The sequence below is a fragment of the Streptomyces sp. NBC_01450 genome, from assembly GCF_036227505.1.
Lineage (GTDB): Bacteria > Actinomycetota > Actinomycetes > Streptomycetales > Streptomycetaceae > Streptomyces.
In genome coordinates this window covers 6,709,846-6,726,642 of sequence record NZ_CP109480.1, presented here as the reverse complement: position 1 = coordinate 6,726,642, position 16,797 = coordinate 6,709,846, and the positions used below count along the sequence as shown (strand labels likewise).

General features: G+C 71.4%; 12 protein-coding genes. 6 read left to right on the top strand and 6 right to left on the bottom strand.

What is annotated here, in order from left to right:
- The first annotated feature begins 84 nt into the window (after positions 1 to 84).
- Complete coding sequence (locus OG568_RS30060; protein ID WP_329533801.1) at positions 85 to 1,533, top strand: DUF2079 domain-containing protein; 1,449 nt, start codon at positions 85 to 87, stop codon at positions 1,531 to 1,533.
- A gap of 106 nt (positions 1,534 to 1,639) precedes the next feature.
- On the opposite strand, the gene OG568_RS30055 is transcribed toward OG568_RS30060, so the two are convergent.
- Together OG568_RS30055 and OG568_RS30050 are read right to left on the bottom strand one after the other, a co-directional pair.
- A complete protein-coding gene (locus OG568_RS30055) occupies positions 1,640 to 4,207 on the bottom strand; it encodes an ABC transporter permease (RefSeq protein WP_329533800.1) in 2,568 nt (855 codons plus the stop codon).
- Positions 4,204 to 4,992 (bottom strand): ABC transporter ATP-binding protein, encoded by a 789-nt coding sequence (locus OG568_RS30050; RefSeq protein WP_329533799.1) that lies wholly within the window; start codon positions 4,990 to 4,992, stop codon positions 4,204 to 4,206. Before OG568_RS30050 ends, OG568_RS30055 begins: the two co-directional genes overlap by 4 nt.
- A 402-nt stretch (positions 4,993 to 5,394) precedes the next feature.
- Between OG568_RS30050 and OG568_RS30045 the strand changes: the two genes are divergently transcribed.
- From OG568_RS30045 to OG568_RS30035, 3 genes are all read left to right on the top strand, one after another.
- Positions 5,395 to 6,909 carry an MFS transporter gene (locus OG568_RS30045; RefSeq protein ID WP_443077784.1) on the top strand — a complete coding sequence of 505 codons (1,515 nt, stop codon included), beginning with the start codon at positions 5,395 to 5,397 and terminating at the stop codon, positions 6,907 to 6,909.
- Positions 6,910 to 7,135: 226 nt separating this feature from the next.
- On the top strand, positions 7,136 to 7,627 hold the full coding sequence (locus OG568_RS30040; RefSeq protein ID WP_329533798.1) for a DUF485 domain-containing protein: 492 nt from the start codon (positions 7,136 to 7,138) through the stop codon (positions 7,625 to 7,627).
- Between the two features lie 32 nt (positions 7,628 to 7,659).
- On the top strand, positions 7,660 to 9,270 hold the full coding sequence (locus OG568_RS30035) for a sodium/solute symporter (protein ID WP_329536497.1): 1,611 nt from the start codon (positions 7,660 to 7,662) through the stop codon (positions 9,268 to 9,270).
- A 21-nt stretch (positions 9,271 to 9,291) separates the two neighbouring features.
- Here the strand turns inward: OG568_RS30035 and OG568_RS30030 are convergent, their stop codons facing one another.
- From OG568_RS30030 to OG568_RS30020, 3 genes are all read right to left on the bottom strand, one after another.
- On the bottom strand, positions 9,292 to 10,179 hold the full coding sequence (locus tag OG568_RS30030; protein WP_329533797.1) for a cellulose-binding protein: 888 nt from the start codon (positions 10,177 to 10,179) through the stop codon (positions 9,292 to 9,294).
- Positions 10,180 to 10,367: 188 nt separating this feature from the next.
- Positions 10,368 to 12,989 carry an SUKH-4 family immunity protein gene (locus OG568_RS30025; protein WP_329533796.1) on the bottom strand — a complete coding sequence of 874 codons (2,622 nt, stop codon included), beginning with the start codon at positions 12,987 to 12,989 and terminating at the stop codon, positions 10,368 to 10,370.
- A 7-nt stretch (positions 12,990 to 12,996) separates the two neighbouring features.
- Positions 12,997 to 13,983: an SMI1/KNR4 family protein gene (locus OG568_RS30020; RefSeq protein ID WP_329536496.1), complete on the bottom strand. Its 987-nt coding sequence runs from the start codon at positions 13,981 to 13,983 to the stop codon at positions 12,997 to 12,999.
- Positions 13,984 to 14,211: 228 nt separating this feature from the next.
- Between OG568_RS30020 and OG568_RS30015 the strand changes: the two genes are divergently transcribed.
- Together OG568_RS30015 and OG568_RS30010 are read left to right on the top strand one after the other, a co-directional pair.
- On the top strand, positions 14,212 to 14,721 hold the full coding sequence (locus tag OG568_RS30015; RefSeq protein WP_266582919.1) for a YwqJ-related putative deaminase: 510 nt from the start codon (positions 14,212 to 14,214) through the stop codon (positions 14,719 to 14,721).
- An 81-nt stretch (positions 14,722 to 14,802) separates the two neighbouring features.
- On the top strand, positions 14,803 to 15,294 hold the full coding sequence (locus tag OG568_RS30010) for an SUKH-3 domain-containing protein (protein ID WP_329536495.1): 492 nt from the start codon (positions 14,803 to 14,805) through the stop codon (positions 15,292 to 15,294).
- Between the two features lie 152 nt (positions 15,295 to 15,446).
- On the opposite strand, the gene OG568_RS30005 is transcribed toward OG568_RS30010, so the two are convergent.
- A complete protein-coding gene (locus tag OG568_RS30005; RefSeq protein WP_266582921.1) occupies positions 15,447 to 16,757 on the bottom strand; it encodes a sensor histidine kinase in 1,311 nt (436 codons plus the stop codon).
- Between the last annotated feature and the right edge of the window lie 40 nt (positions 16,758 to 16,797).

The window sequence follows — 16,797 nt, the reverse complement described above, 5'->3', positions numbered from 1 at the left end:
AGCCGCACCACACCCTCAACCGTCAACCGCTCCCCACGTCCCCCGCGTATACCCCGTGACACGTGATCACGTACCGGGAGCCGCATGAGCTCGAAGACCCCCGCCGACACCGCCACCGCCGCCGCCCCAAGGACCGACAGCGCCCCCATACTCCCGCCGGTCACGGCCGTTCCCGTCCGTGACCGGCGCCCCCGCGACCCCCAGATCCTGGCGGTCCTGCTCTTCGCCGCGTACGCGACCCTGTCGGTCTGCCGCTGGCGGCATCTGGCGACCCGTTCCTGGGACCTCGGCATCTTCGAGCAGGCCGTCCGCGCCTACGCCCACCTGCGCGCCCCCGTCGCCGATCTCAAGGGCCCGGGCACCAACGTCCTCGGCGACCACTTCAGCCCGGTCACCGCCCTGCTCGCGCCCGTGTACCGCCTCTTTCCGACCCCGGTCACCCTCCTCGTCGCCCAGGCGGCACTGCTGGCGCTGTCCGTCGTGCCGGTCACCCGCGCCGCCGCGCGGCTCCTCGGCCGCTCGCGGGGACTCGCGCTGGGCCTCGCGTACGGGCTGTCGTGGGGGATCCAGCGCGCCGTCGACTTCGACTTCCACGAGATCTGCTTCGCCGTCCCGCTGATCGCCTTCGCCCTGGAAGCGGTCTTGGACCGACGGTGGCGCGCGGCGCTCCTGTGGCCGCTCCCGTTGGTCCTCGTCAAGGAGGACCTCGGGCTCACCCTGGCCGCGATCGGCCTGGTCGTCGCCGGGCGTGCCCGGAAGGCCGCCCCGCGTACGGCCCTGTGCGCGCTCGGGGTCGCCGCCCTCGGAGTGCTGGCCGCGGTGCTCACCTTCATGGTGGTGATCCCGGCGTTCAGCACCGCGGACACCTACCCCTACTGGGACAAGGCCGGCGGTGATCCCCTCGACGGCCTGGACACCAAACTCCGCACCCTCGCCTGGCTGCTGATCCCCACCACCGGTCTGCTGGCCCCACGCTCCCCGCTCCTCCTGGTCGCCCTGCCGACCCTGGGCTGGCGTTTCCTCTCCTCCGACCCGCACTACTGGGGCACCGACTGGCACTACAGCGCCGTCCTGATGCCGGTCCTCTCCCTGGCCCTCGCCGACGCGCTCTTCCGCGCCCGCCGGAGCCCGCGCCCGTGGTTGCGCTCGTACGCGTGGCACCTGCCCACGGCCGTCGTCGCGGCGGCGCTCGCGCTGACCACCTCGCTCCCGCTGTCCGTGCTGGGCGAGAGCGCCGCGTATCGCAAGCCCACGCGCGTGAGTGCCGTCGAACGGCTGCTGGCGCGTGTCCCGGACGGGGCGAGCGTCGAGGTGAACGTCGGCCCGAGCAGTCGGCTCGTCGCGCGCTGCCGGGTCCTGTGGATGGGCGACACCGGCGGTGTCACCCCGGACTTCATCGCCCTCGACGACTCCGACCACTCGACCGAGGACGTCCAGGCGTACGCCGGCCGGCTGCACCCGCGCGCCGCGTACGACGTCCTGGGCGCCGCCTACGGCTACGTACTCCTGGAGCGGCGCACCGGACACACCTGACGCACGGCGTACGACCGCGGGCCCGGCCCAGGAGGTGAGGTCCTCCTGGGCCGGGCCCGTCCCCCGTAACCCCCGTACACGGTGGCTTCGCGGCTGCTGCTGCCGGCTAATCGGTGGCGATGGCGTTCAGTACGTTCATCCGGCCCGCCCGGAACGCCGGGATCAGGGCGGCGAACAGGCCCACGAACGCCGAGCCGATGAAGACCCCGATGATGGTCGGCCAGGGGATCTCCAGGACCTTCAGGCCTTCCAGGGCGAGGAGCTTCTGGGCGGTGGCGCCCCAGCCCATGCCCAGGCCGAGGCCGAGCAGCGCGCCGAAGAGGGCGATGACGACCGACTCCAGGCGGATCATGCGGCGCAGCTGGCGGCGGGACATCCCGATGGCGCGCATCAGGCCGATCTCCCGCGTCCGCTCCACCACCGACAGGGCGAGGGTGTTGATCACGCCGAGGACGGCGACGACGATCGCGAGGCCGAGCAAGCCGTAGACCATGTTCAGGAGCTGGCCGATCTGGTCCTTGAGCTCCTGCTTGTAGTCGGTCTGGTCGCGGACCTGGTACTGCGGGTAGGGCTCCATGGACTTCTTCAGGGCCGCGTACGCCTGCTTCTCCTGGCCGTCCTTGGCGCTGGCGAACATGATCTGGTCCGGCGGGATCCGGTCGGCCGGGAGGTACTTCCGCATGGTCTCGGTGCTGACGTACCGCGCGCCCTGGTCGATGACCACGTCGTCGTCGGTGATCGCGGCGACCTTGAGCTTCGCCGTGCTGCCGCCCTTGAAGGCGACGGTCAGGGTGTCGCCGAGCTTGACGTGGTGCTTGGTGGCGAACTCCGAGCCGACGGACATGGAGTCCTTGCCGTAGGCGGCGGTCAGTTCACCGGCCGTCGTCTTGCGGTGCAGGTCCTGCGCGTAGGTGGGGTCGGCAGCCGTGACGCCGTCGCTGTCCGAGAAGCCGTCGGGGGTGGTGAGCCTGGCCTCGATGTCGCGGTAGTGCGTGACGCGGGACAGGCCGGGCGTCGTCTCGATGGCCTTCGCCGCCTGCGGGACGATCCGCTGGTTGCCCTGGATGATGAAGTCGGTGCCGACCGACTTGTCGAGCTCGTCGGTCGCGGAGGCGACCATGGACGAGCCGACCACCGACAGGCAGGCGACCAGGGCGAGGCCGATCATCAGGGCCGCGCCGGTGGCTCCGGTGCGGCGCGGGTTGCGCAGCGCGTTGCGCTCCGCCATCCGTCCGACGGGGCCGAAGAAGCGCAGCAGCACCGCGCTGATCACCCGGACCACACCGCCCGCGAGCAGCGGGCCGATGATGACGAACCCGATCAGGGTCAGGACGACCCCCGCGCCCAGCACCAGCGAACCGTCGCTCGCCTTGTCGGCATTGGCCGCCGTGAAGAGCGCGAAGGTTCCGGCGCCGGTGAGGACCAGGCCGATGATGCCGCGGACGAGACCGGCCTTGCCGTCCGCCGGCGTACCGGCGTCGCGCAGCGCGGCCATCGGGGAGACCTTGCCGGCCCGGCGGGCGGGCAGATAGGCGGCGAGGACGGTGACCACGACACCGAGCACGAGTCCGATGACCGGGGTCGTCGCCTTGACGGTCAGGTCGCGGGTGGACAGGTCCATGCCCGCCGCCGACATGAGCTTCATCAGGCCGACCGCGAGGCCGACGCCCGCGCCGACGCCGAGGATCGAGCCGAAGACGCCGAGCAGGGTCGCCTCGACCAGGACGGACCGGTTGACCTGCTTGCGGGACGAGCCGATCGCCCGCATCAGGCCGATCTCGCGGGTGCGCTGGGCGACCAGCATGGAGAAGGTGTTGATGATCAGGAAGATGCCGACCAGGAAGGCGATCCCGGCGAAGCCGAGCATGGCGTACTTGATGACGTTCATGAAGGAGCCGACGCCGGAGCGGTTCTCGTCGGAGTACTCCTTCTGTGTCTGCACCTTGTACGCGCCGGCGCCGATCGAGGCGATGACGTTCCGCTTGAGCGTGTCGTTGGTGACACCGGTGGCGGCGGAGAGGTTGATGTTGGTGAACCGGCCGGTGGCGCCGAGCAGTTCGCGCTGCGCGGTGGCGGTGTCGAAGTAGACGACGGCGGCACCGGGGTTGGTCACCTTGAAGGTGGCGATGCCGACGATCCTGGCCTTGAAGTCACCGGTGACGGCGATGGTGCGCAGTTCGTCACCGAGCTTCAGGTGGTGCTTGTCGGCGGTGTCGGCGTCGACCATCGTCTCGGTCGGCCCGCGCGGGGCGCGACCGGAGGTGATCTCCATCGAACGCAGGTCGTTGCGCGTCCAGTTGCCGACGATCGTCGGAGCCCCGGTGCTCGACCCCATGTTCTTGTTGGCGCTGTTGACGACGGTCACGTTCATCGAACTGACCGCGCCCTCGGCGTACTTGACGCCTTCCGCCTTCTTGGCCCGCTCCAGGACGGAAGCGGGCAGCGAGTCGGGCCTGCCGTTCTGCGGGGTGCTGTCGCTCTTGGCCGTCTTCGGCGAGACGGTGACGTCGGAGGAGGTGGCGGCGAACAGCTTGTCGAACGTCGTGTTCATGGTGTCGGTGAACACCAGCGTGCCGCAGACGAAGGCCACGGACAGCAGCACCGCGACCGCCGACAGCGCCATCCGCCCCTTGTGCGCGAAGAAGTTGCGCATCGAGGTCTTCAGGACGGTCATGACGTGCGCCCCCGGGCATCGAAGTCCTTCATGCGGTCGAGGACCTGGTCGGCCGTCGGCTGGTGCATCTCGTCGACGATCCGGCCGTCGGCGAGGTACAGCACGCGGTCCGAGTACGAGGCCGCCACCGGGTCGTGCGTCACGATCACGATGGTCTGGCCGAGTTCGTCCACCGAGCGGCGCAGGAAGCCCAGCACCTCGGCGCCCGCCCGGGAGTCGAGGTTTCCGGTCGGCTCGTCCCCGAAGATGATCTCGGGCCGCGCGGCGAGTGCCCGCGCCACCGCGACGCGCTGCTGCTGGCCGCCGGAGAGCTGGTTGGGCCGGTGCTTGAGACGGCCTGCGAGTCCGACGGTCTCCACGACCTGGTCGAGCCAGCCCTTGTCGGGCTTGCGGCCGGCGATGTCCATCGGCAGCGTGATGTTCTCTATCGCGTTCAGCGTCGGCAGCAGGTTGAACGCCTGGAAGATGAACCCGATGCGGTCCCGGCGCAGCTGCGTGAGCTTCTTGTCCTTGAGCCCGGTGATCTCGGTCTCGTCCAGGTGGATCTGGCCGCTCGTCACGGTGTCGAGTCCGGCGAGGCAGTGCATCAGCGTGGACTTGCCGGACCCCGAGGGGCCCATGATCGCGGTGAACTGCCCCCGTGCGATGTCCACGTCGACGTGGTCCAGGGCTACGACCCGGGTCTCCCCCGACCCGTACGCCTTGACGACCTGCCGCGCCCGCGCGGCAACGGCCGTACGCCCTCCAGTGCCCCCGTGCCTGGGAATGGTCACAGCCGATGTCACGGTGTATCTCCTATGTCGGTCAGCGGTTGAAGTGCTCTTCGCTACGCCGGTAAGTCTGGTGGCGGGGGATGGTCCGGCGCGCTGGTGCCCAGCGCAGTCTTTCCCTGGGGATAACCCCACCCCGGAACGTGCGGCCTGTAGGACCGCTCCCGCTCCCCCGCGGCATAAAGCCAGGTTAAGGACGGCCGCTGCCCCGTCTCGTCCTCCGTCGGTACGAACGCCCCCCGAGCCTTAGTGGGGAGAGACCCCTAAGGGCAGTCCACCCTTCGGTGGAGTCCCCCTCGGGGTTGCCTCCACCCTCGGACCCAGTGAGCGTCCACCCTCCCGCTACGTGAAGGTCAAGTGAGAGGGTGGGGGACGGCGGATAGTTGCAGGGGGAACCGATCAGGGGGAGGCGCTCCAGTGGGCCAGGGGGACACCGGTATACGGGCCGCGGCGGCGGAGCACTCATCGCCCTCGCGCAGCCGCAGGGGCGCCGTCGTCGCCGCCCTGATGCTCGCCATGGCGCTGGCCGCGCTCGACTCCACCATCGTCTCCACGGCCGTCCCGCAGATCGTCGGCGACCTCGGCGGCTTCTCCGTCTTCTCCTGGCTGTTCTCGGGCTATCTGCTCGCGGTGACGGTCACGCTGCCGGTGTACGGGAAGCTCTCCGACACCTTCGGCCGCAAGCCGGTCCTCGTCGCGGGCGCCGCCGTCTTCCTCCTCGGCTCGCTGCTGTGCGCCACCGCCTGGAACATGGCCGCGCTCATCGCCTTCCGGATCGTGCAGGGCCTGGGCGGCGGCGCGTTGCAGGGCACGGTGCAGACACTCGCCGCCGATCTCTACCCGCTCAAGGAGCGCCCCAAGATCCAGGCCAAGCTGTCCACGGTGTGGGCGACCTCGGCGATCGCGGGCCCGGCCCTGGGCGGGGTCCTCGCCGCGTACGCCGACTGGCGCTGGATCTTCCTCATCAACCTGCCGATCGGCGCGCTCGCGCTGTGGCTGATCGTCCGCCATCTGCACGAGCCGGCACGGGAGTCCTCCGGCCGCCGCCCCCGGATCGACTGGGCGGGCGCGCTGGCCGTGTTCGCCTGCGGCGGTGTGCTGCTCACCGCGCTGGTGCAGGGCGGGGTCGCCTGGGACTGGCTGTCGGCCCCGTCCCTCGTCCTGTTCGGTACGGGATTCGCGCTGATCGGCGCCGTGGTCGTGATCGAGCGCCGGGCGGCCGAGCCGATCATCCCCGGGTGGGTGTGGCGGCGCCGCACGATCGCCGCGGTGAATCTGGCGCTCGGCGCGCTCGGGTTGCTGATGGTCGCCCCCACGGTGTTCCTGCCCACGTACGCGCAGGCGGTCCTCGGCCTCGCGCCCGTCGCCGCCGGATTCGTGCTCTCCGTGTGGACGTTGAGCTGGCCGGTGTCGGCGGCGTTCAGCCAGCACGTCTACGGCCGGATCGGCTTCCGCAACACCGCGATGCTCGGCATCGCCGCCGCGACCCTGATCCTGATCGCCTTCCCCTTCCTGCCCTACCCCGGCCGGCCCTGGCAGCCGGCGCTGCTGATGCTCCTGCTGGGCGGCGCCCTGGGCCTGTTCCAACTGCCCCTGATCATCGGCGTCCAGTCGACGGTCGGCTGGGAGGAGCGCGGCACGACGACGGCGTCGGTCCTCTTCTGCCGCCAGACCGGCCAGACCATCGGCGCGACCCTGTTCGGCGCGATCGCCAACGGGGTGCTGGCCGCGCGGCTCGGCGGCGCGGGGGACCTGGACTCGGTGACGCGGGCGCTGGAGTCGGGCGCACCGGCCGAGCATGTGCGCCGTGCGGTCGCCGACGCGGTCCACGCCGTCTACCTGGGCGCGGCGTGCGCCGCCGCACTCGCCTTCCTGGTCCTGCTGTTCGTGGCGCCGGGGCGCTTTCCGGTCATCAAGAATCCCGGGGACTGAGGAGAGCCGGCCGTTCTGGGCGGCGGGCTCGGAGTGGAACTGTCGCTGAACTCCCGGTGTAAACGCGGGTAACACCCCGGGTCGCCGAAGTAAGCGCATACCGACCGCTCAGTTTGGTGAAAGCCTCACGCACACCGGCTACCTGCGAGTAGCGTGCGTGCCTCGTCCACCCCCCCCAACTCCCTGCGGTCCGCACCGGGCCCGAGCCACGCAAGGAGACCACGGGATGCAAGACGCGTTCTCGTCCCCCGAGTACCAGACGCGACACCCGTCGCCGTACGACCCGCCCCGCCCACCGCCGTACTCGTCCCCGTCCCCCCACCACGCGTCCCCCTCGCACCTCACCTATCCCTGGCAACCGCAACCCCAGCCACCCGAACCCGCGAGAAGGCGGCAACCCCGTCACCACGCACTCGGCCGGCACAGCGACATCCGCGTCCTGCGCGGCGCCTACCGCCGGCAGCGGCGGGTCGCGACGCTCACCGCACTCGGCTACTTCACCCTTTTCCTCCTCCTGTCGGCGTTCGCGCCGGGGCTGATGACGAGCGAGGTCTCCGGCGGACTGCCCACCGGACTGCTGCTCGGCCTGCTCCAAGTGCCGGTCACCTGCCTGGCGATCGGGCTGTACGAGTACACGGCGCGCCGGAGCGTCGACCCGATCGCCGACCGGATCCGCCGGCAGACCCAGCTGGACGCGAAGCGGGAGGCGACCCGATGAGCCAGATGACCGAGGCGACCGCCGTGACGAGCATGGTCGGGTTCAGCAGCTCCGCGCGGGCCATGTCGCTGGTGGCGTTCACGGCCGTCGCCACGATCACGCTGCTGCTGTGCGTGATGACCGGACCGGACCGCGACGACCTCGACGAGTTCTACACGGGCTACGGCTCCCTGTCGCCGATGCGCAACGGCCTCGCCATCGCCGGGGACTACATCTCCGCGGCGACCGTCCTCGGCACCGGCGGGGTCATCGCACTCGCCGGATACGACGGCGTCGTCCTCGCCCTCAGCACCGCCCTGTCACTGATGCTGCTGATGTTCCTGCTGGCCGAACCGCTGCGCAACGCGGGCCGGTTCACCATGGGCGACGCCCTCGCACGACGGATGCCGGGACGCGCCGTACGCATCACCGCGTGCGCCGCGACCCTCGTCGCCCTGCTGCCGCTGATGCTGGTCCAACTCGCCGGCGCGGGCGATCTGCTGGCCTTCATCCTCGGTTTCTCCAGCGACTCCCTCAAGACCGGCTGCGTCATCGGCCTCGGCACGCTGATGATCAGCTACGCGGCGATCGGCGGCATGAAGGGCACCGCCCTCATCCAGATCCTGAAGATCGTGATGCTGCTCGGCTCCGGCACCGTGGTCGCCGCCCTCATCCTGCAGCGCTTCGACTGGGACCCCGGCGCCCTCTTCGACACCGCCGCCCGCAACAGCGGCGTCGGCACCGCCTTCCTGCACTCCGGCCTCCAGTTCGCGGGCGGCCCCAGCCCCCGCCTCGACATGATCAGTTCGGAGCTGACCGTGGTCCTCGGCGGCGCCTGCCTGCCGCACATCACCATGCGCATGTACACCGCGGGCAGCGCCCGTCAGGTCCGCCGCTCGATGTCCTGGGCAGTGCCCTGCGTGGCCGTCTTCGTGCTGGTCATCACGGTCGTCGGATTCGGGGCCACGGCACTGGTCGGACGGACCGTCATCGCGGGCGCCGACCCGCAGGGCAACACGGCGTACCTGATGGGATCCAGGGCCGCGTTCGGACCGGACGTGTCGACGGCGGAGACCCTCCTCTTCACGACCGTGACGACGGCAATCTTCCTCACGCTCCTCGCCTCGGTCGCCGGGATGATCCTGGCCTGCGCCAACTCCCTCGCCCACGACGTGTTCGCCGGGCAGATACGGGAGCTGTCCCCGCGCCGCGAGATGACCCTCGCCCGGGTCTCCGCGCTCGCGGTCGGCGCACCGGCGATCCTGCTCGCCACCCTCGTCCAGCACCGCAGCCTGCAACCCCTGGTCACGCTGTCCTTCTGCCTGGGCGCCTCGGCCATAGCGCCCGCGCTGGTCTACGGCCTCTTCTGGCGCCGCTACACCCGCACGGGCCTCCTGTGCACCCTCATCGGCGGAACCCTGACCGTCCTGATCCTGATGACCGGCACCAACCTGGTCTCCGGCTCCCCCGTCTCGGCCTTCCCCGAGGCCGACTTCAACTGGTTCCCGTTCACCACCACCGGCCTCGTGTCCATTCCCCTGGGCTTCGCCTACGGGTGGCTGGGGACGATGCTCTCCGGGCGCCGCAAGGCGGAGGAGCAGCGCAGGCAGTACGAAGCGGTGGAGGGGTGGATCCTCGCGGGGGCGGTACGGAGGGGAGGCTGACCCTCCCCGGCGGCGCCCCGCCTACTCCGCGGGCGCCCGCCCCGTCAGCGCGGTCAGACTGCTCCGCACATGATCCATCTGCGCCCGTACGTCGTCCCACCGCTCACCGTGCTCGCGCAGCACCCGCTCCGTCTCCCGCGCGATCCGCTCCTCCCTCACGCGCGCCTCGGCCAACACCTCGGCAGCCCGCGCCGCCGCGTCCTCCTGCCCGTGCCGGGCGAACTCCTCGGCCTCGGCCAGCGCACGCCTGGCCTCGACCAGCGCGTCCTCGGCGCGCACCTCCCGCTCCACGTGGTGCGCGTCGAGCGCGGCGGCCCGCTCCACCACCGCCCGCTCCGCCTCCTCCCAGCGCTCGGCGTGCGCCCTCTCCTGTTCGAGGAGGAGATCTTCGGTGCGCTGCCGCACCTCGCGCAGCGCCGCCAGCGCCTCCCCCCGGCCCTCCTTGATCCCGCGGCGGGCGGCGATCCGCATCTCGTCGGCCTCGGCGCGGGCGGCGAGAAGGTGGTGCCGGGCGTGTTCCTCCGCCCCGCCGCGCACCTCGTCGGCGTACGCCTGGGCCGCCTCACGCACCCGCAGCCCCGCCGCCTCGGCCTCCTCGACGCCCAGCCGTGCCGCACGCCACGCGTTCTCGCGTACCGCCGCGGCCTCCTCCTCGCCGAGCTCGCGGATCCGGCAGGCCCGCTCGCCGAGCGTCTCGTACGTCTGCGGGGCCAGCCGCGCCACGGCCTCCCGCAGGCGCCGCGCCTCCGCGTCCATCTCCTTGGCCAGGACGGTCAGCCGCGCTGCCCGTTCCCAGGCGGTGTCGCGGTCGCGCGAGAGCGCCGCGAAGCACGCGTCGACCTGCTCGGGACGGTAACCGCGCCCCCGTACGGCCACGAAGCCGTGCGGCGACACCGATGCGCTGCTCATCCCTGGACCCCTCTCCACTATGCGACATACAACACGATATGGCGCACATCTTGGTGGATCAGGCTTAAGTGCTCATAACGCGACACTCCGCGCATTCGTACCGGTCAAGGTGGGTAAAAAACGGGTTGGACCCGGTCATACGACCGGATCCAACCCGTTTGGCTCCCTGACGGACACTCAGCGACGCGTCACAGCAGTCCGTCCCACATCTGCTCCAGCAACACCGACCACCAGCTCTCCGGAGAGCCGAGCGCCGCCGCGTCGAGCGAGGCGAGCTGCGCCTGGAAGTCGACGGTCCACCGGCCCGCCTGCTCCTGGTTGAGCCCGAACCGCAGCCGCCACATCCGGCCCAGCAGCGCCAGACAGCGCGCGAACTCGGGCAGCCCCGTGTTCACGAACTGCGGCGGCACCGAGGCACCGCCCGGCGCCTCCACCGGCACGGCCACGATGTTCGCCGTGCCGTACTGGACACAGATCGCCTTGCCGAAGTCACTGCCCATGACGAGGTACGAGCCCGCGTCCGCGGCCGGCTGCACCCCACGCTCCTGCGCCAGCTCCGCGAGCGTCGGTACCGGACGGCCCGGCTGCGCCTGCGCCCAGAAGAACGGACCCATGTCGACCGGCAGTCCGGCCACCACCAGCGTGTGCGCCACGATGTTCGGCACACCCTGCCGCGACACCGCGACCGGTTCGAACCGGAACAGACCCGGCCCGAACGCCGCCGCCAGCTCCTGCCCGATCGCCTCCGGCGGAACCGGCGGCGCGGGCTGCACCGGCGGAATCGGCGCCCGCACCGGCCCCGGGCGCGCCGGGCCGTCCGCCACCTGATGCAACTCGCCCTGGTGCGCGAGGAGCTGGTGCATACCCTGCTGACGACTCGCGTGATCCGTGCCGTACGGGGCGATGCTGGTGATCCGCGCCTGCGGCCAGCTCTCCCGGATCATCCGCGCGCAGTACGCGCCCGGCAACTCGCACGACTCCAACTCCGTGTGCAGTTCAAGCACTTGCTGCGGCGGCACGTTCATGGCACGCAACTCGTGCAGGATCTGCCACTCCGGGTGCGGAGTCCCGGGCGCGGAACGCCGGATCACCTGCTGCTCGGAACCGTCGTGCGCGCGGTAGCGCAGTACGGCCTGATAGCCCGGCCCGACGGTCGGCTGACCGACCTGCGGATAGCCGTACGCCGGAGGCTGCTGCCCCGAAGGCATGGGCTGACCCGGCATGGGCTGACCGTGCACCGGGTGACCGGGCATCGAGTGACCGGCCATCGGCTGACCAGGCATGGGTTGACCCGGCATCGGCTGACCAGGCATGGGCTGCGGCGCGCCCGGGGGCATGCCGGGCGCCTGCGGGGGCGGCGGTACGCCGGGACCGCCGGCCGGGGGGCCGGCCGGGGGGCCGGCCGGAGGACCGGCCAGCATGGTGGCGGCGTGATGGACACCCGCGGGAGGCGTACCACCCGGAGGCTGCGGAGCACCCGGCGCACCGGGAACACCGGGAGACTGGGGCGCGGCAGACGCGCCCGGACCCGCCGGACCCCCGGGCCCGTTCGGGCCGAGCTGCGAGACGAGCTGTGTCGGCACGTACCCGCCCGCCGGGGTGCCGGGAGCGCCGGGACCGGACGACGGCGGAGGCGGCGGAGGCGGAGGCGGAGGCGGCGCACTCCCCGGTCGCGCACCCGGCACACCCGGGGCGCTCGGCGGAGGCGGCGCGCTCACGCCACCACCCCGCGCACCCCTCGGCGGTCCCTGCGCCTTGCTGGTCGCGGCGTCGGCGATGTCACCGGCGTTCGGCGGCAGCGGCCGCGGCGGCGCGACGGGGGCCTGCCCCTGCGGGTACCCGTACCCGGGCGGCGGCCCAGAAGGAGACATGCCCTGCGGACCACCAGGAACCTGACCGCCAGGAGAGGGCGCACCAGGAACCGGTACACCGGGAGCCGCCGGTGCATGAGGAACCGGAACACCCGGAGGCGGCGTACCCGGCACACCCGGACCCGCCGGCGGATAGCCGTACGACGGCGGGGCCACAGGAGTGCCGACCGCCGGCGCCTGCGCCGTACGCGGGAGTTGGCTGCCGCCGGACATCAGAGCCGTCTTGGCATCCGGGGTCACACCGGGCGGCACACCCGGACCCGCCTTGTCGTCGACATCGGTCAGCGGCGGCGCGAACACGGTCGCCGGCAACGGAACGGAACGGTCCTCACCCCCGTCCCCGGCAGTGTCCGTCCCCGCCCACGGAGTCGCCGAAGCGGGCACGCCCGGCGCCACCACGGCGTCCCGCGGACCCGCGTCCCGCTCGTCACCGGCCGCGGCGGCGGGCCACGACGGCGGCGCGTCCGAAGGCGAAGGCACCGAACCACCCGCGCCGGAAACCCCGTTGGCACCCACACCGGCGCCACCCGCCCCGCCGGACGTCGCACCCGCCCGCCGATCCGCGATACCCAGCTTGTCCGCCGCCTCCTGCAACCACTCCGGAGGACTCAACAAGAACGACGTCTGATTCAGATCGACCCGGGCCACAGGCGCCGACGCCACTTCCGGGGACGCCTGCGGCACCCCGTACTCCTCCTCGTACCGGCGAATCACCTCACCGACCGGCAACCCCGGCCAGAGCGTCGCCTCCCCGCTGTCCCGCGCGATGACGAGCCGCTGCGCGCCCCCGTCGGAACGCGGACCGTCGACACGGTCCTCGGCCCACACCACGAACCCGAGTTCGAACTCCCGCACCCGCACCTCACGGTGCTGGTACCCGGGCACCTCGCCGTTGATCCACTCTTCCGCGCGCTCCTGCGCCTGCGCGAAGGTCACCATCGGACGTTCACTCCCCCAGGGAAGAGACGGGAACGGCACGCGCGAAGCCACCGTCCACCATCAGGTTCGCCACCGTCTCCAACTCCGGTGGATTGCCCGCGAGTCGCGACAGGAACTGGTCGAAGTCCGCACCGCAGGGCAGCAACAGCCGCTGCACACGCTCGGCGGGCGGCCAGGCGTCCTGGTCGCGCGCGTCGTCATACGCGCAGAACCACACCGACCCGATCGCGTCACCCTTCACCTTGACGGCGAGCAGACCACCCTGCACGAACCCGACACACAGATAATCCTTGGTCAGATGGTCGCGCAGACACTTGTTGATGTAGACGAGGTCGTTCACGGCGGCCTCCTCGCGCACCGTGAAGAACGGCTGATCCACCAGCAGACCCAGCTCCGCGTCGAGCGCGGCACCGACCGGCGCACACCCACCCGCGGCCTTCAGGAAGGACCGATACGCACCCGGCAGCCGATAGCCGAGATCCTCCTCGACCCCCAACACCTGCTGCTCGCTCACCGCGACCGACGACTTCGGCAACGCGAAGTGCGCGGGACGCGTGTCCTGCAACGGACGCGTCCCCCGCTTGCCCTGATCCACCGCCGCCGTCGCGATACCACCGTGATGCCGCAACAGCGCCTTGACCTCCACCGGAACGAGCTCCAGGCGCCGCGTGCCCCGCACGTGATGCCACGTCCAGCCATGCGGAGTGGCCACGGACGGAATCGTGTCCCACAGGTCGTGCCCCGTAGCGGCGAGCGCGGCGTTCGCCGACACATAGTCCGTCAAACGCAGTTCGTCCACACCGAAACCCTCCGGAGGCTCGGCGATCTCCGCGGCGGCACGCGCATACGCCGAGAAGTCGGGGTAGCCGTGCGCGTCGACCCGTACACCCCTGGGATGGCGAGCGGCCCGGACCGGATCCGGGAAATGCACGACCTGCCCGGCGTAGGCCGCGTTCGGCGGCGCGGCTTGCTGCCCGAGCCGACCTGTCGTCATGGCGGTTGCCCCCTGCGGCGTTCTCAATAGCTGTATGGATCGCGGATGTCGACAGCCTATGCGGTTGGAAGACACCGGTCACCGGGCCTCCGGTTCCGTGACCTGCCGTCACCCCGCCGTGACGTTACGACGAAGCCCGGGCGTGTCGCGCGCCCCAGCTACCGCACCCGCCACGCCATTTGGCAGTCTGTAGCCGCATCGGGGGATGCACGGGAGGGAAGAACGATCATGAACGCAACCCATACAGGCACGTCCGGGGACCCGCGCGTCGGCTGGAGCAGTACCGAGGCAGCCCACACACCCACCCTCCTGCACCGCCGCGACGGCATACTTCCCACCGTCGCCGCCGCCCTCTCCGTACGCGGCGCCACCCTCACCGGCACCGCCGCCCGCGGCGACCAGCCGCCCACCCTCCACCCGCTGGTCCAGGACTTCCTCGACACCCTCACCAGCGCACAACGCGACCGCTTCACCGGCCGCTGCGCCGAGGCGATCCTCATCTCCCGGCACATCGCCGCCATCGACGCCACCCGCACCAAACGCGCCGCCCGTAAACCGATGACCAACGGCGAGGCACGCAAGGCCCTCAGACAGGCCAAACTCACCGCCCGCCGCATCCGCGAGGACGGCGACCCGCTGCACGGCAGCTTCGCCGCACCCTGCCGCGCCTGCACAGCACTCAGCGACCACTTCGGCGTCCGCGTCGTCGACCCGACGGTCACGACCAACGGCTCCTGAACTCCCCCGCCCCCGCACACGTACGTACGACGGCGCCCCGCCACCGCGCCCATGTCCCGACCCTCGACGAACGAAGGGCAGATGCACGCCGACCGCACCTCCACACGCTTCTCCGTACCCGTGGACGCCGCACTGCGCTCCGCGGGGTGGCAGCCCGGCCACTGGGACATAAAGCAGGCCGAGTACTGGGCCGACGTCCTGCGGGGACACGAGTCACCCGCCGGACACCGGCACGCCGTGTTCCCCGCGGCTGTGGAGGCATGGGCGGAATTCGGCGGACTCCGCATCAGACCCACCGGCACCGGCCGCCAGCTCGCCCCCACCGCGATCCACCTCGACCCCCTGCACGGCCTGCACATGGCCCGCACCCTCGGCGACCTCGGCCGCGCCCTGGACGCCGAGGTCTGCCCCCTCGGCGAGGAGTCCGACTCCCGCGCCCTCCTCGCCATCGACTCCGAAGGCCGCGTCTACGCACTCGACCACACCGGCGACTGGTACCTGGGCCCCGAGATCGACACCGCCCTCACCACCCTCCTGTCAGGCATAGAACCAATCCGCCTGACAGCCGGCTGACCGCCCCAGGGAGGGTTCTTCCGCTGCGGGTGAGTAGGGGGCCGGGGCGCAGCCCCGCCCCCAGGGGCGCGGGGCTGTGTAAATATGCGGCTCCGCCGCGGGGCGCGCCAAGCCCCCACCGGCCCGCAGCCAACGAACGCACCCCGAAGGGCCTACGCCGGGATCACCGCCGACACCCGGAACCCACCCGAATCCGTCGGCCCGGACACGAACACTCCCCCCAGCGCGGCAACCCGCTCCTTCATCCCCAGCAGACCGTTACCACCACTGGGCAGACCCACCGCCGACGCCGACCCCGGCTCCGGCGGACACTCGTTCTCGACCTGCATCGCGATCTCCGCATCACGATGAGCGAGCCGCACATGCGTCTTCGCCCCCGCCGCATGCTTGTGCACGTTGGTCAGAGCCTCCTGAACCACCCGATACGCCGTCTGCTCGACCCTCGCCGCGTACCCCCGGACAGCACCCTCCACCGAGAGCTCCACCACCATCCCCGCAGCCGCCGACTGCCCGACCAACTCATCCAGCTCGGCAAGACTCGGCCCCTCGGCCCCGTCATCCACCGCCCGCGAAGCCGCCGCCGCGGCCGCCACCCCCACAGCCGCCAACGGCACCGCCCGCACCCGTACGGACGACAACCCGTCCCCCGTACGCAACACACCCAACATCTCGCGCAACTCCGTCAACGCCTGCCGACCCATGTCCCCCACCAGCGCGGCGTTCTTCACAGCCTTCTCGGGATCCTTCCGCGCCACCGCCTGCAACGCGGCCGCGTGCACCACCATCAACGACACCCGGTGCGCCACCACGTCGTGCATCTCCCGCGCGATCCGCGTCCGCTCCTCGTTGCGCGCCCACTCCGCCCGCTCCTCGGCCCGCTCGGCCAGCAGCTGCAACTCCCGCTCCAACGAGTCCGCCCGCTCCCGCAAGCTCTCCATCAGCCGCCGCCGCGCCCCCACGTACAACCCGAGCAGGACGGGCGGCGCGGTCATCCCGATCGCGGTCGCGATCGAGACGAACGGAACGAACCAGTCCCCCATCGTCACGTCCCCACGCACCCCCATGCCCTGGTGCGCCCGTACGAACGTGACGATCAGCATCCCCGCGAAGGACATCCCCGCCAGCGCCCCGATGATCCGGCGCGGCAGCTCGGACGCGGCGAGCGTGTACAGCCCGACGAGCCCCATCAGGAAACCCATCTGGGCGGGCGTGATGGCGATCGACACCAGCACGACCGCGATCGGCCAACGGCGGCGCAACAGCAGCACGGAGCCGGCGACCAGCCCGAACACCACGCCCACCAAAACCGGCAGGCCCGCGTCGCGCGCGAACGGAATCCCCTCGATCGCACACTCCACCGCCGACGCCGACGCGAGGCTCGCGTCCAACACGGCACTACGCCATCTGACCCACCACCACGGCCCGGTACCGGCCGCGGTGTGCTCTTCCCCCGTCGTGGTCATGCCTCCAGCCTACGTTCGCACCCCGCCCCATTTCCGGTGA